Origin of the sequence: Streptomyces sp. NRRL F-6492 (assembly GCF_001280125.1) — a bacterium.
Taxonomy (GTDB): Bacteria; Actinomycetota; Actinomycetes; order Streptomycetales; family Streptomycetaceae; genus Streptomyces.
Window position 1 is genome coordinate 14,834 of the sequence record NZ_LGEG01000266.1, and the last position, 14,491, is coordinate 29,324.

Annotated in this window: 17 protein-coding genes and 1 pseudogene; 9 read left to right on the plus strand and 9 right to left on the minus strand. The window is 71.9% G+C overall.

Going from position 1 to position 14,491, the window contains the following annotated elements; genetic code table 11:
- Positions 1-105: 105 nt before the first annotated feature.
- On the minus strand, positions 106-696 hold the full coding sequence (locus tag ADL08_RS31190; protein WP_053648931.1) for a hypothetical protein: 591 nt from the start codon (positions 694-696) through the stop codon (positions 106-108).
- 480 nt (positions 697-1,176) lie between these two features.
- Between ADL08_RS31190 and ADL08_RS31195 the strand changes: the two genes are divergently transcribed.
- From ADL08_RS31195 to ADL08_RS31205, 3 genes are all read left to right on the plus strand, one after another.
- On the plus strand, positions 1,177-2,676 hold the full coding sequence (locus tag ADL08_RS31195) for a glutamate--cysteine ligase (protein WP_053649097.1): 1,500 nt from the start codon (positions 1,177-1,179) through the stop codon (positions 2,674-2,676).
- Between the two features lie 145 nt (positions 2,677-2,821).
- Positions 2,822-3,622 (plus strand): CPBP family intramembrane glutamic endopeptidase, encoded by an 801-nt coding sequence (locus ADL08_RS31200; protein ID WP_053648933.1) that lies wholly within the window; start codon positions 2,822-2,824, stop codon positions 3,620-3,622.
- 236 nt (positions 3,623-3,858) lie between these two features.
- Complete coding sequence (locus ADL08_RS31205; RefSeq protein ID WP_053648935.1) at positions 3,859-4,215, plus strand: hypothetical protein; 357 nt, start codon at positions 3,859-3,861, stop codon at positions 4,213-4,215.
- A gap of 25 nt (positions 4,216-4,240) precedes the next feature.
- Here ADL08_RS31205 and ADL08_RS36140 read toward each other — a convergent pair whose 3' ends face one another.
- The gene (locus tag ADL08_RS36140; protein WP_199837128.1) at positions 4,241-4,600 is read right to left on the minus strand and encodes a hypothetical protein; all 360 of its coding nucleotides are present in this window, start codon (positions 4,598-4,600) and stop codon (positions 4,241-4,243) included.
- 769 nt (positions 4,601-5,369) lie between these two features.
- Here ADL08_RS36140 and ADL08_RS31210 point away from each other — a divergent pair.
- Both ADL08_RS31210 and ADL08_RS31215 read left to right on the plus strand, forming a co-directional pair.
- Positions 5,370-5,846, plus strand: a pseudogene (locus ADL08_RS31210) (MFS transporter); the annotation flags it as partial.
- Between the two features lie 329 nt (positions 5,847-6,175).
- The gene (locus ADL08_RS31215; RefSeq protein WP_053648937.1) at positions 6,176-7,147 is read left to right on the plus strand and encodes a quinone oxidoreductase family protein; all 972 of its coding nucleotides are present in this window, start codon (positions 6,176-6,178) and stop codon (positions 7,145-7,147) included.
- Here ADL08_RS31215 and ADL08_RS31220 read toward each other — a convergent pair.
- Both ADL08_RS31220 and ADL08_RS31225 read right to left on the minus strand, forming a co-directional pair.
- On the minus strand, positions 7,144-7,746 hold the full coding sequence (locus tag ADL08_RS31220; RefSeq protein WP_234352334.1) for a hypothetical protein: 603 nt from the start codon (positions 7,744-7,746) through the stop codon (positions 7,144-7,146). The genes ADL08_RS31215 and ADL08_RS31220 overlap by 4 nt on opposite strands.
- 145 nt (positions 7,747-7,891) lie before the next feature.
- Positions 7,892-8,719, minus strand: a complete 828-nt coding sequence (locus tag ADL08_RS31225; protein WP_053648939.1) for a PhzF family phenazine biosynthesis protein — start codon at positions 8,717-8,719, stop codon at positions 7,892-7,894.
- A gap of 156 nt (positions 8,720-8,875) precedes the next feature.
- Between ADL08_RS31225 and ADL08_RS31230 the strand changes: the two genes are divergently transcribed.
- Positions 8,876-9,091 (plus strand): hypothetical protein, encoded by a 216-nt coding sequence (locus ADL08_RS31230; protein ID WP_159043084.1) that lies wholly within the window; start codon positions 8,876-8,878, stop codon positions 9,089-9,091.
- 8 nt (positions 9,092-9,099) lie between these two features.
- On the opposite strand, the gene ADL08_RS31235 is transcribed toward ADL08_RS31230, so the two are convergent.
- Genes ADL08_RS31235 through ADL08_RS31250 form a run of 4 tightly spaced genes read right to left on the minus strand, consistent with a single transcriptional unit; the run spans position 9,100 to position 12,044 of the window.
- A complete protein-coding gene (locus ADL08_RS31235; protein ID WP_053648942.1) occupies positions 9,100-9,627 on the minus strand; it encodes a hypothetical protein in 528 nt (175 codons plus the stop codon).
- On the minus strand, positions 9,624-10,247 hold the full coding sequence (locus tag ADL08_RS31240) for a hypothetical protein (RefSeq protein ID WP_053648944.1): 624 nt from the start codon (positions 10,245-10,247) through the stop codon (positions 9,624-9,626). The genes ADL08_RS31235 and ADL08_RS31240 overlap by 4 nt, the downstream gene beginning before the upstream one ends.
- Before the next feature lie 28 nt (positions 10,248-10,275).
- Positions 10,276-11,361: a MerR family transcriptional regulator gene (locus tag ADL08_RS31245; RefSeq protein ID WP_053648947.1), complete on the minus strand. Its 1,086-nt coding sequence runs from the start codon at positions 11,359-11,361 to the stop codon at positions 10,276-10,278.
- Complete coding sequence (locus ADL08_RS31250) at positions 11,355-12,044, minus strand: HEAT repeat domain-containing protein (RefSeq protein ID WP_053648949.1); 690 nt, start codon at positions 12,042-12,044, stop codon at positions 11,355-11,357. The genes ADL08_RS31245 and ADL08_RS31250 overlap by 7 nt, the downstream gene beginning before the upstream one ends.
- 95 nt (positions 12,045-12,139) lie before the next feature.
- On the opposite strand from ADL08_RS31250, the gene ADL08_RS31255 reads away from it, so the two are divergent.
- A complete protein-coding gene (locus tag ADL08_RS31255) occupies positions 12,140-12,574 on the plus strand; it encodes a VOC family protein (protein ID WP_053648951.1) in 435 nt (144 codons plus the stop codon).
- Between the two features lie 173 nt (positions 12,575-12,747).
- Positions 12,748-13,371: a PadR family transcriptional regulator gene (locus ADL08_RS31265; RefSeq protein ID WP_078968217.1), complete on the plus strand. Its 624-nt coding sequence runs from the start codon at positions 12,748-12,750 to the stop codon at positions 13,369-13,371.
- Between the two features lie 68 nt (positions 13,372-13,439).
- Here ADL08_RS31265 and ADL08_RS31270 read toward each other — a convergent pair whose 3' ends face one another.
- The gene (locus ADL08_RS31270) at positions 13,440-13,664 is read right to left on the minus strand and encodes a hypothetical protein (RefSeq protein ID WP_053648957.1); all 225 of its coding nucleotides are present in this window, start codon (positions 13,662-13,664) and stop codon (positions 13,440-13,442) included.
- Between the two features lie 197 nt (positions 13,665-13,861).
- Between ADL08_RS31270 and ADL08_RS31275 the strand changes: the two genes are divergently transcribed.
- Entirely contained in the window at positions 13,862-14,491 is a 630-nt protein-coding gene (locus ADL08_RS31275) for a Clp protease N-terminal domain-containing protein (RefSeq protein ID WP_053648959.1), read from the plus strand.

Genomic DNA, 14,491 nt, shown 5'->3' on the forward strand with positions numbered 1-14,491 from the left:
TCCGTAAGGGAGGGGTGTTCGGGCGGCGCGTTCGGGCGGACGGTTCGGACAGCAGTGCGCCCCGTGACCCGCCCGGGTCACGGGGCGCACCGCGCGTGCGATGGATCAGGCGGGCGCCGCCGAGCCCAGGAGGGGCGGCGGCGCGAGGCGCGTGCTGAGGACGGGCAGGAGGTCGGCGACCGGGTAGGGCCGGTGGGCCGCGATTCCCGGCGGCGCGGGGGCCAGGGGTACCAACAGGTCGTCGGCGGCCGGAGTGACGGTGGTGCCGTCCGTCTCCGGGTCGGCGTGCAGCCAGAGGGTCAGCATGTAGAGCTCCGGTACGGAGAGCAGCCGCGGCTGGTACACGACCGGCAGGCCTTCGGCCTGGTGCACGGCCCGTTCCGTGGCGGAGACGTACGGCCCCTCGAAGAAGTGCGAGAAGGACCAGCCGTCCGGGGTGAGCATGGTGTCCGCGGCGGCGATCGTCCGGTCCCCGTTCCGGATCAGGAAGCGCCACCCGGCGAGCCGGGTGCGGGGAGGGTGTCCCGGGGCTCCCGTGACGCCCAACACATGCACGGGCAGGGGGAGTTCGGGGCTCAGTGGTCCCTGCGCGGCCCGCAGGGCGGGTGTGCGCGCCTCACGGACGGCGGTCGGTGAGCCGAGCGCCGCGAGGACGCTGCGGAGGGCCGGCGCGGGGGCCGGGGAGGGTCGGAGCATGATGGGTCGCCTCTCGCTCAGGAGACACGGTGACGCGTGGGCAGGTACGACGGCGCTGTCGGCGGCGGGGCCAGAGAGGGGCCGGGGGGCCATGGCCGGGCGCCAACACTCTGCCTCGTCCGCGGAGTTTATACGACATGTGTTCACACAGTGTTTCCGCTAGACGTCGCCGATATTCCTGACAAGGCATCATCAGGTCGTCGTCGAGGGGCGTTCCAGTGGAATCAGGAGGACGATACCTCCCTCACCTGCACATACCGCGAGGAGCCGGTCGGCTGAATTCCGACCCCGATTCCAGGGACAATATGACATTGGTATATGTCGTCTGTTCCATGCCCGTGGAATGTGCCGTTGGAGTGCTGCATCCAGCCTATCCTCCGACAGGCCCCCTCCGCAGGCGTTGTGGATCAAAGAGGTGGGCATCATGGTCCGTGACGCGCGGCCGCCATGACGGCCGCCCACCCGGGGAAGGACGCTTCGATGGGCGAGAAGGTCGTGGCCGACGGGTTCGGCCCGTCCGACCGGCAGCAGTACCGGAGGAAACTCCAGCAATGTCTGGCGGGGCTCGCGAGGCTCCTGGCGGAGAAGAGGTTCGACCGACCGCGCAATCTCATGGGCGTGGAGATCGAGCTCAATCTCGCCGGTGCCGACGGCCTGCCCCGCATGCTGAACGGGCCGGTTCTCGAAAAGATCGCGAGCCCCGATTTCCAGACCGAACTCGGAATGTTCAACCTCGAAGTGAACATCGCCCCCCACCAGCTGGAGGGCCATGTATTCGGTCGGCTCGCCGAGGAGATCGGAGCCGGAATCGGGTACGCCGACCGCAAGGCGGCGGAGCTCGACGCGGGCGTCGTCATGATCGGCGTGCTGCCCACCCTCGAACAGCACGACCTGGTCCCCGAGAACCTGTCGGACAACGACCGCTACGCCCTCCTCAACGACCAGATACTCGCAGCACGGGGCGAGGACTTCATCCTCGACATCCACGGCGTCGAACACCTCCGCTGCACCTCGGAGTCGATCGTCCCCGAGGCCGCCTGCACCTCGGTCCAGCTCCACCTCCAGGTGACGCCCGCCCGGTTCGCCGCCGTCTGGAACGCGGCGCAGGCCGTCGCCGGGGTGCAGATCGCGCTCGGCGCCAACGCGCCCTTCGTCTTCGGCCGCGAACTGTGGCGGGAGTCCCGCCCGCCGCTCTTCCAGCAGGCCACCGACACCCGGCCGCCCGAGCTCCAGGCCCAGGGGGTGCGGCCGCGCACCTGGTTCGGGGAGCGGTGGATCGACTCGGCGTACGACCTCTTCGAGGAGAACCTCCGCTACTTCCCCGCCCTCCTCCCCCTCCACGACGAGGAGGACCCGCTGCTCGTCCTCGACCGGGGCGGGGTGCCGCGCCTCCAGGAACTCGTCCTGCACAACGGCACGGTCTACCGCTGGAACCGGCCGGTGTACGGCCTGGTGGACGGCGTCCCGCACCTGCGCGTCGAGAACCGGGTCCTGCCGGCGGGGCCGACCGTGACGGACGTGATCGCGAACGCGGCCTTCTACTACGGCCTCGTGCGCGCCCTCGCCGACGAGCCCCGGCCCGTGTGGAAGCGGATGGCCTTCGAGGACGCCGAGGCCAACTTCGACGCGGCCTGCCGGCACGGCATCGAGGCGGAGCTGCGCTGGCCCCGGCCGGGGCGCGCGGGCGGCGTCGCCACCCTGCCGGCGGTACGGCTCGTCCTCGACGAACTGCTGCCGCTCGCCGCGTCCGGGCTCGACGCCTGGCACATCGAACCCGCCGACCGGGACCTTTACCTCGGGGTGATCGAGCAGCGCTGTCGGCGGCGGGTGAACGGCGCCTCCTGGCAGGTCGGCACCTTCCACCGGGCCCTGGAGTCGGGCCTCGACCGTAAGACGGCGCTCGCGGCGACGACGCGCCGCTACCGGACGCTCATGCGGGAGGGGGAGCCGGTGCACACCTGGCCGCTGGGGCTCCACTGACGTACCCGTGGGGCTCCACCGACGTGCTGGTGGAGCTCCGCCGACACCCTCCCCGGCCCCTGTCCCTCCCCGGGCGGCCCATGGGCGATCATGTCCAGACGGTTCGGGTCGTCCGGGACGTGTCGTCCGGGAAGTGGAGACGGGTGTGGTGGCGGAGCAACGAGTAAGGGACGACCTGCCGTCTCCGGGGGAGCCGCCGCGCGCGGTACTGCGCTCCGAGACGCTCATCGTGCTCGCCCTCTCGCTGGGGGCGAGCGGGGTGTCGGCCCTCATCAGCTTCATCGGCTCGCTGACCAGGCCCGGGGCGCTGAAGGAGCAGGCGGCGACGCTCAACGGCTCGTACGCCCCCGGGCGGCCCTGGCTGGACCTGTCCTGGCAGCTCTTCGGCATCGCCACGGCGCTCGTGCCGGTCGTCCTCGTCGCCCACCTCCTGCTGCGGGAGGGCTCCGGGCTGCGGGCCATCGGCTTCGACCGCACCCGGCCGTGGCCCGACCTCGGGCGCGGGGCACTGGTCGCGGCGGGGATCGGGAGCGCCGGACTCGCCTTCTACCTGGCGGCGCGGGCGAGCGGGTTCAACCTGACGGTGGTGCCCGAGTCGCTGCCGGACGTGTGGTGGAAGTACCCCGTCCTCGTCCTGTCGGCGATCCAGAACTCCGTCGTGGAGGAGGTCGTCGTCGTCGGCTACCTGCTGCGCAGACTGGGGCAGCTGGGGTGGACGCCGATGGCCGCCCTGGTGGCCAGTTCGGTGCTGCGCGGCTCGTACCACCTCTACCAGGGCGTCGGCGGCTTCATCGGCAACATGGTGATGGGCGTGGTCTTCGTCCTGCTGTACCGCCGCTGGGGCCGGGTCGGGCCGCTGGTCGTGGCGCACGCGCTGCTCGACATCGTGGCCTTCGTCGGGTACGGGCTGCTCGCGGGGAAGGTGGGGTGGCTGCCGACCGTGTGACGGGCGGGGGCGGTCGCGGTGAAGGGGCGTACGGAATCCTCCGTACGCCCCTTCCGTCGTCGTCCGCCCCCGCCGGTCAGGCGTGCAGCGGCCTCGGTACTGGGGGCTCGCGTATTCAACTGTCGCGAGCATCGGTGCCAAAGCGTCGGCGCAGTCACTGTGCGTCGGGGTGCCGCAGGTCATGGTCTGTGCTTGCAGCCCCTCGCCTTCTGGCCGTTGGTGGATAACCTGCCTTCATGCCGCTGAACGTCCCCAAAGAGATCAAGCGTGTGAACAAGCAGGTCCTCGTAGAGCTGAGTTCGAAGAGCGAGCGTCTCGACCTCGGCAGGGGACGCGAGCCTGGATGGCTGGATCAGCACCTGGCCGACGATGCGACGGGGTCTCTGCGAGCGATCCTTCTTGAGCGTCCTCCCAAGCCCTGTTATCGCTGCCTCGTCCTGATCAAGCGGGCCGACCGGGAAGTCGAGCAGTTCCTGCTCGACGTGCTGCCGGAGGATTTCGACCGGCTTGAGGACATCGCCGGCGAGGATCTGCTCACGTTCACGCGCTGGGCGTTGTCCCAGATCCCGTTGAGTCCTCTTCCTGCGGAGTAGGAGGTTCATTCGGCCGACCGCAGATTCAGGCATTGCTCTGTGGGGTCCAGCCGGGTGGTGACCGCCAGTGGTCTCCGGCGGCGTATCGGCCCCAGGTGCCTCCGGCCTCGGACGCGAGCTTGGCTGTGGTGACCCGGTGATAGCCGAGAGCCTCAGCGACGACCGGCGCGGGCATTTCCAGAACGTGTTGCCGGATTGCGGCTGTGCGGCCAGCCGTGGTCGGGATGCCGATGTCGTCGATGAGCGAGGCAAGAGCGTCGGGGTGCATCGGTCGTCCGGCCCGGCGGCCGGGGAACAGCCACCGGGAGGCGTGGTTGGTCGCGGTGTTCATGTTGTCCCGGCTGCTGATCCAGCGATGGAGCAGTTCCGCGAGCGGTTCCGGCACCGGGGACGGCGGTCCGCCGAGGCGGAGAAGCGTCTGGTCGTTGCTGTGGCCCTGTCGTCCAGGGCGAGTGTCCGCCGAGGGCGCGGTTGTACTCGGCGGACACAGCTCGGTGACCGGGGAGGCGAAGTGAGGGCCCGGGGCGTCTCCACGGCGGCCATGCTGGCCAGCCCCGGATCCATTCCGCACCAGCGCCGCAGCCGACGGCACTGCCCGGAGGAGGAGTGGCGCGCCCACGTCCAGGGTCAGGACGGCAACCGCCAGTACCAGCTGATGAAGCTGCGCTTCCGCTATGCGCAGATCAGCGATCAGGAAGTCCTTCGTGACTACAAGGCCATCCTGGAACCCGGTGCCGGCATCGCCGGCCCCGCCGCCGAGGAGCTGAAGTCAGGCGCTCTGCCCGAGGCGGCCGTCGACTGGCTGAAGACGAACTTCTTCAAGACCGAACTCGAACTCGGCCACTGCCTGCGGCTCCCGGCCGAAGGCCCCTGCGAGTGCGACCTCTGCCTGACCTGTGCGAAGTTCGTCACCACACCCGCCCATGCGCCACGGCTACGGGCGAGACGCAAGGTCGAACACGCTCTCGCCGCCGACGCCGCCAACTGCGCAGCACGGGTGATCACCCTCTTTTCGCACCCGGGGGACCAGCCGCCCGCCCGAGCGGCACCGCCCAGCCGAGACGGACTGGCCGGATGTGACCAACTCTTCCACCCGAAGACACACCGAAGGATGATCAAATTGAACTGTCCACATGAACTCCGACATGGTGTTCGCCCTGTTCCTGCTGTTCCTGGGCGGCGCAGTCGGCTCGGTCCTGGGAGAGCCCCCGGCCAACCGCTACGACCGCGTCCATGTCTCCCGCTGGTCCTACCCGCTCTCCGTCGCCGCCGTGACCGGAGTGATCCACGCACCCGGCCCGGCCATGTTCCTCTTCGTGGCCCTCACCTCCGTCGGCCGGTACGTCCCCTTCTCCCTCCAAGCCACCCTGGGCCAGGATCACCTGCCCTCCCGTATCGGTACTGCCAGCGGCGTCGCCCTCGGCCTCACCGTCAGCATCGGCGGCCTCATCGGCCCCCTGCTGGGACACCTGGCCGACTCCACCTCCCTGAAGACAGCCCGCACCCCCCCCTGATCGCCATGCCTGCCCTGAGCCGGCTCCTCTTCCGCGCCCTGCCCGAACCCACCGTCCCCAAGCCTCAAGCCTCAAGCCGACGCACCCGCGCCCTCATCCGCGCGGCAGGACGCGTAGAGCTGCACGGATCGATGTGCATGAACAAGGGTCACCGACGGAATTGACTGACCTGCGGGAACGTGGCTTCCGCCAGGCGTCGATCCCGCGCGGCTGTGTCCGCGATCCCGGGTGATGACCGCCAAGGGAGCCAACTGCGGTGCGAGCGCGGGCAGAGCCGAGATGCCCGGCCGACCGTCGACCGCGTTTCGTCACCTGGGCAGGCCCATTCCGTCGGTGGCACCCTTCTCCCACGTGGGCACGAGACGGCTACGACACCTCACCGCGAGCGGGAATCGGAACGTCACGAACGGAGTTGGTGAGGGAAGTTAGCCATTTCAGGAGGGGTCATGCGAGCGATTCAGGTTTCCGAAGTAGGCGGTCCCGAGGTGCTGCGACTGGTCGACGTTGATCGACCGGTGCCGGGCCCGGGCCAGGCGGTCGTGGAGATCGCCGCGTCCGGCGTCAACTTCCTCGACGTATACCACCGCCAGGGGCGGTACACCCTCCCGCTGCCCTTCACCCCGGGCACTGAGGGCGCGGGCACGGTCCTCGAGGTCGGACCCGGCGTCACCCACGTCGCTGTGGGAGACCGGGTCGGCTGGGTGGAGATTCCCGGCACCTATGCCGAGCAGGCCGTCGTGGACTCCTCCCGGCTCGTGCCCCTGCCCGACGGCGTCGACTTCGAGGCCGCCGCCGCCGTGCTGCTGCAGGGCATGACGGCGCACTACCTCGTCAAGGACGCCTACCCGGTCCAGCCAGGCGACACGGTGCTCGTGCACGCTGCTGCCGGCGGCATGGGGCTTGTGCTGACCCAGCTCATCACCCATCTCGGCGGCAGAGTGATCGGCACGACCTCGACACCGGAGAAGGCCCAGCTGGCGCGGCGCGCCGGGGCCGCCGAGGTGATCCTCTACTCCGCGGTGGACGATCTCGCGGCCGAGGTGAAGCGGCTCCATGGCGGCCAGGGCCTGCCCGTCGTCTTCGACGGCGTCGGCAGGGACACCTTCGATGCGAGCCTCGCCAGCCTGCGAGCCCGCGGCCACCTGGTGCTCTTCGGCGCCGCGAGTGGTGCAGTGCCGCCCTTCGACCCCATCCGGCTCGCCCAGGGCGGTTCGCTGACCCTGATCCGGCCAAGCCTCGGGGACTTCATCGCCGATCGGTCCGAGCTGCTCCGGCGCGCCGCCGACGTGCTTGAATTGGTGCGCACCAAGGTGCTTGAGACCACCGTGACGGCCCGCTACCCGCTCGCCGAGGTCGCCCGAGCTCACCGCGATCTGGAGGCTCGGCGTACCACCGGCAAGCTGCTCGTCATCCCCTAGTGGCCCAGGTCCCCCTTGATGTCCTCCAGGTCGAGCCCACACGCCTCGCTCACCCGCAGGCCGACCTGGGACATCAGCTTCGAGGCGGTGTGGTTTCGGGCGGTCGGGGCGAACTTCCGGCAGGTGGCCAGCTCGCCGCCCCGGTCGGTGAACAACGTCCCGATCTCCGGCTCACTCGGCGGAATCCGTAGCTGGGCGTCCTTGGCCCCGCGCGGCCGGTTCATCTCGTCGGTCGGGCACTCGACCACCCGGCCGGTCATCCGGTGGATCTCGACCTTGTGCCGCAGCTCCAGGAGCATGAAGTACGTGCTCAACGCCTGCGACCGGCCCAGCCGGGTGCCACTGGGCCAGTGCCGCAGAACCTTCCCGAAGTACACGTCCGCGTCAGCGGGCTCCATGTCCCGCAAGGGCCGGCCGAACCAGGTCCCGATCTGATCCAGCTGACCGACGTCCCCGCGGATGGTGCCGTCCGCCAGCCCTGCTGAGGCCCGTGCGAGGACGGACCCGGACAGCGCATCGGTCTCGAATCGCTCCAGTTCCTCAGCCGACGCGGGTGCCCAGTGCTCACGCAGGTCCCGTACGACCGCCAGCGCCGCCAACCCGAGCCTCCTCGCCTTCGACCCGACTGTGAATCGGTCGGACGAGATGAGAAAGCCTCAAGAATCCCGAAGTCACGTCACAAGCCAGCAGAGCACACGAAGGAGGAAGATCCCCCTGGTCAGGGGCCCGGAGAACCAACGGGACTCAGGAGAGCTCGCGGGATGTCGCACACAGGTCGCCCTCGACGACCGTGACGGCGTGGCCGTTGAGGAGGGTGCGGTCACCGCGCAGACGGGTGCGGACGAGGCCGGTGCGGGCGCCGCCCTGGAGGCCGGTGAGGTCGTCGCGGCCGAACCGGGCCGACCAGTAGGGGGCGAGCGCGGTGTGGGCGCTGCCGGTCACCGGGTCCTCGTCGATGCCGACCGCGGGGAAGAAGCCGCGCGAGACGAAGTCGTAGCCGCCGTCCGGGCGTTCGGCGGCGGCGGTCACGATGGTCCCGCGCGAGGACATGCCCTTCAGGGCGGTGAGGTCGGGGGCGAGGGAGCGGACGGCGGCCTCGTCGCGCAGCTCGACGACGAGGTCCCCGACGTGGGCCCCCGTGTCGTGGACGGCGACGACCTCGGCGCCGAGCGCCTTCTCCAGACCGTCCGGGCCGGGGACGGGGGTGAGGGGGGAGGTCGGGAAGTCCATCGTGATCGTCCCGTCGGCCTCGGCGGTGGCGCCGAGGACGCCGCAGCGGGCCGCGAAGCGGACGGCGCCGGTCGCGGTGCCGGTGCTGTGCAGGACGTGGGCCGTGGCGAGGGTGGCGTGGCCGCACATGTCGACCTCGGTGGTCGGCGTGAACCAGCGCAGCGCCCAGTCCGCCTCGCCGCCGGCGGGCAGCGGGTGGGCGAAGGCCGTCTCGGAGAGGTTGATCTCGGCGGCGACCTTCTGGAGCCAGGCGTCCTCCGGGAAGGAGTCGAGGAGGAGGACCCCCGCGGGGTTGCCGGAGAAGGGGCGGTCGGTGAAGGCGTCGACGATTCGGATGCGCATGAAGCCGACGGTACCGGGGGCGGATTTCCGGCGGCCAAGGCCAATCGCGGAGAACTGGACCGGTCGGTCCGCGCGTCGTTGCGGAGGGGGCGCGCGGGGTGTCCGCCGCGAGTGGGCCCCGGGGGCTTCGACGATGTTCGGGCACGCGGACGACTGATGGGTCCTGTTCCTCTACCGGTGCTGCTGCCGCTGGTGCCGGTGGGCGTCTCGGCGGCCGTGATGATCCTGCCGCTGGACCGGGAGAAGCGCACCGAGGACCTCGTCGGCCACGCCGCCGTGTGCGTCGGGGGCATCACGGTGCTGCCATGGCTCCTCGGATACGGGACCACCCGCCTGGTCCGGGCGGTGCGGGCGCGCCGGAACGGTCCTTGAGGATCGGGTCAGCGGCAGAGCTTCGTGACGATGTCGTCGAAGTCGGGGAACTCCCGGGCGGCCTGCTCGACGAGGGCGGCCGCCGGGGCCCGGAGGCCCGGTGCGTACCGCTCCGCGACGGCGGTCAGTTCGGGGTGGGGGTACGAGGCGGGGACGGGACCGTACGGATTGGTCGCCTCCCAGGGGCCGACGCCGTCGGCCAGCAGCCACAGGAAGGCGCCCAGGTCGCGCGCGACGACGCCGGTCTCGCCCTCGGAGCCGAGGAAGACGACGGGCTGACCGTCCGGCGCCCGGTCCGGGCGGACCAGCCAGAACGCGGCGTACCCGCCGGTGCCGTCCTGCCCGAACACGCGGAAGTCGTCGCCGGTGAGCTGCTCGTTGCCGGTCCACGCGCGGATCCACTCGGTGGTCTCGTCGGCGGAGAGGAAGGCGGGGAAGGGCTCGAAGTCGACGCCGTCACCGCCGGCGTACTCGAACCGGACCGCCAGGGCGGCGGCGAGCGCGGGAGGGAAGCGGAGGTCTTCCTCGGACGTCACGCGAACAGGGTATCGACCGGTGGCGGCGTGGTGCGGGTCGAGGCCAGGTAGGACGAGAGGTCGTCCAGCGTGCCGGGACCGGTGAAGAACCCCTCCGCGGCGGCCAGTTCCCTCGCGAATCCCGGCGCGCGCTCCTCGATCTCCTCCCCCAGGGGACGGGGCCGTCGTGCGGGCCGTTCCCGGGCCGCGGCACTGAGGTCGGCGGCGGCCGCCAGCATCAGCCGCTGCCACTGTTCGCCCTGCTCGGCGAGCGCGTAGACGCCGGACAGCAGGTCGGCCGCCTCGAAGGGCCGGGTGAGGGAGGAGGGGTCCGTGCCCACGACGGGACGGAGCCGCCAGCCCCCGGCCCGGGCGGCGAGCCGCAGCACGCCGGCCCAGTTCCTGATCCGTCCGAGGCGCACGTACACCGACTCGCCGGTGTGCGGGGGCAGGTGGCCGCCGTGCAGGGGGTTGGTGGCCGCCACCACGTCGGCCAGGATCGGGCCCTCGGTCTCCGTCGGGGTCCACCGCCCCTCCTGCCGGGCGTCCAGGGCGGCATACGTCCAGTCCTCGGCCGCGGTCAGGCGGGACGCGAAGTCCGCCGGGTCGTTGAGCGGTGCGTACGGGTACTCGGTGGTCACGCCGCCCAGTATCCGGTGCCGGGGCGCGTCAGCGTCCTTCGCGCAGCCCGAGGACGTACCTCGCGGTGAGGGCGACGGCGCGGTCCTCGTCGCGCGACAGGGCCGTGAGGGCGCGTGACGCCGTGGGGCCCGGGATGTCCGCGAGGGTCTGGACCAGCCGCCGGCGTGCGGACGGTCCGGCGGCGGCGCGGGCGAGGCGGTCGACGAGGCCGGTGGCGATGCGGTCCGCGAGCGCGGGGTCGCTCGCCAGCGCGCTCAGCGCGTCGGCCGCGTCGGCCGCGCCGACGTCGTTCGTCCCCCCTGTCACCTTCGTCCCCCCTGCCCCCTCCGGCTCTTCGGTTTCCTTCGTCTCCTTCATCTCCTCCGTCTCCCCGAGGGCCAGGGCGACGAGTGCCGGGATCGCGTCGGCCACTCCCCGTGTCCCGAGCGCCAGGGCCGCGTACCGGCGGACCGCGGCGTCGGGGTGCGCGAGGGCGTCCCGCAGGAGTGCGGTCGCCCCGTCGTCCGGGATCTCGGCGAGGGACAGGACGGCGCGCTTCCGCACCTCGGCGGCGGGGGAGCCGAGGCCCTCCGCGAGGAGGGCCGCACCCTCCTCGCCCGCTCGCGCCAGGGCCCAGCGAAGGGCCCCGGCCACGTTCGGGTCCGACTCGTTCAGTACGGCCTCGACCAGCGCCTCCACCGGCAGGGGGGCTTCCTCGGTCACGGACAGGGCCGCGCGCTGGCGCGTGCCCGCGCTCTTCGATCCCAGCGCCTGGAGGAGTGCGACGGTCCGGAGGACGTCCTCCCAGCCGGTGGGCTCCGCGGCGCCGATCCGGCGCAGGCGCGTGAGCAGCTCGGTCTCCGCCGCGATGCGCTCCCGCGTCCGGCGGACGAGGTCCTGGACGAGCTCCGCGGGCGCGAAGCCGGGATCGTCCAGCGCGCGCCCGACCTCGCGCAGCGACAGGCCCAGGGACCGCAGGCTCTCGATGTGGAAGATCCGCCGGATGTCCTCGTCGGAGTACTCCCGGTAGCCGGAGCCGGTGCGGCCCGTCGGGCGCACCAGGCCGAGCGACTCGTAGTGCCTGAGCATGCGGGCGCTGACCCCGGACCGCCGGGCCACGTCACCGATCAACACGCCTGTCGTCCCTCCTGTCCGGCCTCGCCGAGGGCCACGACGCGCTTCGCCTCCTCGACCGCGAGCTCGAACCCGGCGTCCGGGTCGCGCCACAACCGCTCCGTGGCGATCGCGTGCGCGCGCACGTGGGGGCCGGGGTCCGTCGCCGCGGCGGCGAGGGCCGGCAGCGCCGCCCCTCCGAGCGCGATCAGCGCCCGGCTGAGGCTCAGCCGCGTCTCGCGGCCACCGCGTCCGAGCTGAGCGGCCAACGTCACGGCCAGCTCGCGCTCCTCCCCCTCGGGGACGAGGACGACCGCCGCCCGCCAGGCGCTCCGGGCCACCTCGTCGTCGGGGTCCGACAGCAGGGCCGGGGTGATCACCGGCCACGCCCGCCGGTCCCCGATCTTGGACAGGGTGTGCAGCGCCTGGCTCCGGGCCCGCGCACGCCCCGAGCGGACCTCGGGGAGGAGCTTCGGGACCGTCGCCGACGCCGGGTGGCGGGTGAGCGCCCACGTCAGCATCTCGCGTACGGAGAAGTCGGGCTCGACCCCGCACCGTTCGACCAGCTTGTCCACGGACTCCGGGTCCGCGGACTTCCGGTCCGCGGCCGTGCCGACCGCCAGGGCCGCCCGCAGCCGGACCGACGGGCTGTCGCTCTCCAGGGCCCGCAGGGCCCGCGCCGTCTCCTCGTTCGCCATGGTCATCGGGACCACCTCCTCGGCGCCAGTGAAGGCCTTGTCACGGTGTCAAGGTCAAATATGGGTTCCTGGTGGGCGGCACGCGCCTCTAGGGTGTGCCGATGTCAAAGATCAGGAAGATCCAGGTCACCTTCGACTGCGCGGATCCCGAGCGCCTGGCCCGGTTCTGGTGCGAGGTGCTGGGGTACGTCGTGCCGCCGGCGCCGGAGGGGTTCGGCACCTGGGAGGACTACCACCGTTCGCTGCCGTCCGGGCACGAGGTGGAGTGGTTCGCCTGCGTCGATCCCTCGGGCGAGGGCCCGCGGCTGTTCTTCCAGCGCGTTCCGGAGGGCAAGGTCGCCAAGAACCGGGTGCACCTCGACGTCCGGGCCGGCACCGGGCTCGTGGGCGAGGAGCGCCTCACCGCCCTCCAGGCGGAGTGCGCGCGGCTGGTCGGGCTCGGCGCGGTGCACCTGTACACGCAGTTCGCCGACGAGGAGAACGAGTCCTGCATCACGATGCAGGACATCGAGGGCAACGAGTTCTGTCTGGACTGAGGTCCGCGAGGGTGCTCCCGGTCGGGAGCACCCTCTTCTTTTTGTCTTTTTATCGAACGTACGTTCGACAATTTTCCACCTTCCGTCGGCTTCTTGCCTATCGAACAGTTCCGATATATCGTTGAGGCATCGCGATGGTTCGCAGAAGGAATCCCGATGGAAGGAGCGTTGCGATGCGTTCACATGGACACGAGTACGGAAACGGACACGGAGCCGGTCGTGGAGGCCGTGGCCCCGGAGGCCGGGGCGACTTCGAGGGGCGGCGTGCCGCGTTCGGACCCTTCGGGCCCGGGTTCGGCGGCGGCCCGTTCGGAGGCGGTCCCTTCGGGGGTCGCGGCGGTGGCGGTGGCCGGGGACGGGCGCGGCGCGGTGACGTGCGGGCCTCGATCCTGGCGCTCCTGAAGGACCGCCCGATGCACGGCTACGAGATGATCCGCGAGATCGGCGAGCGCAGCGACGGGGCGTGGAAGCCCAGTCCCGGCTCCGTCTACCCCACCCTCCAGCTGCTGGAGGACGAGGGGCTGATCACCAGCGCGAGCGAGGGCGGCAAGAAGCTGTTCACGCTCACCGACTCCGGGCGCACCGAGGCCGGGAACGGGCCCGACGCTCCCTGGGAGGAGGCCGGGCGCGGGGTCGACTGGGAGGCCGTGAACGAGATCCGGCAGGCCGGCTTCGGCCTGATGGAGGCGTTCGGGCAGGTCTGGAAGACCGGCAGTCCCGAGCAGCGGGAGAAGGCGGTCGCCGTGATCAACGAGGCCCGCAAGAAGCTGTACCTGATCCTGGCCGACGAGCACTGAGGCGAAGGACGGACGAGGAGGGGCCCGCGGCGACCGCCGCGGGCCCCTCCTTCCGTTCCCCCCGGCGTTCAGCGCCGGTGGACCGTCAGCTCCGCCGCGGTCGGGTCCGCCCCGTCGCCGATCCACCGGATCTCCGCCGTGTCGAAGCTGTCGGAGGCGCGCGGCGCCCCGTCCTCCTCGTGGCAGTGGAAGGCGGCCCAGAACAGATCGGCGCGCAGCGCCTCCCGGGGCGCGTACACCCGGTACACGTACTGCCGCCCGTCGACCGCGAGCAGACCCACCATCCAGAACACGTTCGGAGGACGAGCGGAGAGGGGGCCGTGGTTGCAGGAGGGGCGCGAGGCAAGGCGGCGCGCGCCTCTCCGGGAGTGTCGCGCGCGATCTCATTCGCAAGGAGGAGGAACCACGCGCCCGTGCCCCACTCCGGTGGGATGCGGACATGCTCCTCTCCGGTGATGTTCCGGCCGCCCGGGTCTGATGAGGTGGGAGCGTGCACAGTCCCGTCCCGCGCCCCCCGTCGTTCCGGCAGCCCGCCGCCCCGCGGGCGGAGCTCGCCACCTTTCTGACGCCGTCGCTCGCGGCGGTCGTCTCGGGCGCGCGCCGCAGGGCCCTCAGGGACGGGGACCGTCAGATCGACACCGCGCACCTGCTGCACTCGCTCGTCGAGTCCGACCCCGAGGCCGCCGCCGCGTTCGAGGACCGCGACCGGCTCGCCCGCGTCCTCGGCTACCTCGTCCAGCGGTCCATCGGCTACGGCCTGCGCTGGCAGCGCTCCGTCGAGGACTCGGGAACCCGGCGCCTGCTGCCCGCGACGCGCGGGACCGGGCCCCGGGACGCCCTGGCCCCCGGCTGGTCGCCCGCCGCTGCCGCCGCCCTGGAGGGCGCCCTCCGGCGGGCGGCGGGGCGCGGCGAGCCGCAGGCCCGGGGCGTCGACCTGCTCGCCGTCGTCGCCGCCGACCCCGAGAGCCGGGCCGTCGAGGTGCTGCGCCGCGCCGGGGTCGACCCGGCCGCCCTGGCCGCCCGCGCCGACCTCGCCGGCGCCCCGCGCGAGGCCCTCGACCGCGCCGGCGACCCCGTCCCCGGCGGTGCCCGCCACGAGGGGCCGTCTCAACAGGTGTAA

Bases quoted from the DNA above. Each gene is read 5' to 3' on its own strand.
- ADL08_RS31190 (WP_053648931.1), bottom strand. From the start codon at position 696: ATGCTCCGACCCTCCCCGGCCCCCGCGCCGGCCCTCCGCAGCGTCCTC.
- ADL08_RS31250 (WP_053648949.1), bottom strand. From the start codon at position 12,044: ATGACCATGGCGAACGAGGAGACGGCGCGGGCCCTGCGGGCCCTGGAG.
- ADL08_RS31230 (WP_159043084.1), top strand. From the start codon at position 8,876: ATGGGTCCTGTTCCTCTACCGGTGCTGCTGCCGCTGGTGCCGGTGGGC.
- ADL08_RS31225 (WP_053648939.1), bottom strand. From the start codon at position 8,719: ATGCGCATCCGAATCGTCGACGCCTTCACCGACCGCCCCTTCTCCGGC.
- ADL08_RS31195 (WP_053649097.1), top strand. From the start codon at position 1,177: ATGGGCGAGAAGGTCGTGGCCGACGGGTTCGGCCCGTCCGACCGGCAG.
- ADL08_RS31265 (WP_078968217.1), top strand. From the start codon at position 12,748: ATGCGTTCACATGGACACGAGTACGGAAACGGACACGGAGCCGGTCGT.
- ADL08_RS31215 (WP_053648937.1), top strand. From the start codon at position 6,176: ATGCGAGCGATTCAGGTTTCCGAAGTAGGCGGTCCCGAGGTGCTGCGA.
- ADL08_RS31255 (WP_053648951.1), top strand. From the start codon at position 12,140: ATGTCAAAGATCAGGAAGATCCAGGTCACCTTCGACTGCGCGGATCCC.
- ADL08_RS31205 (WP_053648935.1), top strand. From the start codon at position 3,859: ATGCCGCTGAACGTCCCCAAAGAGATCAAGCGTGTGAACAAGCAGGTC.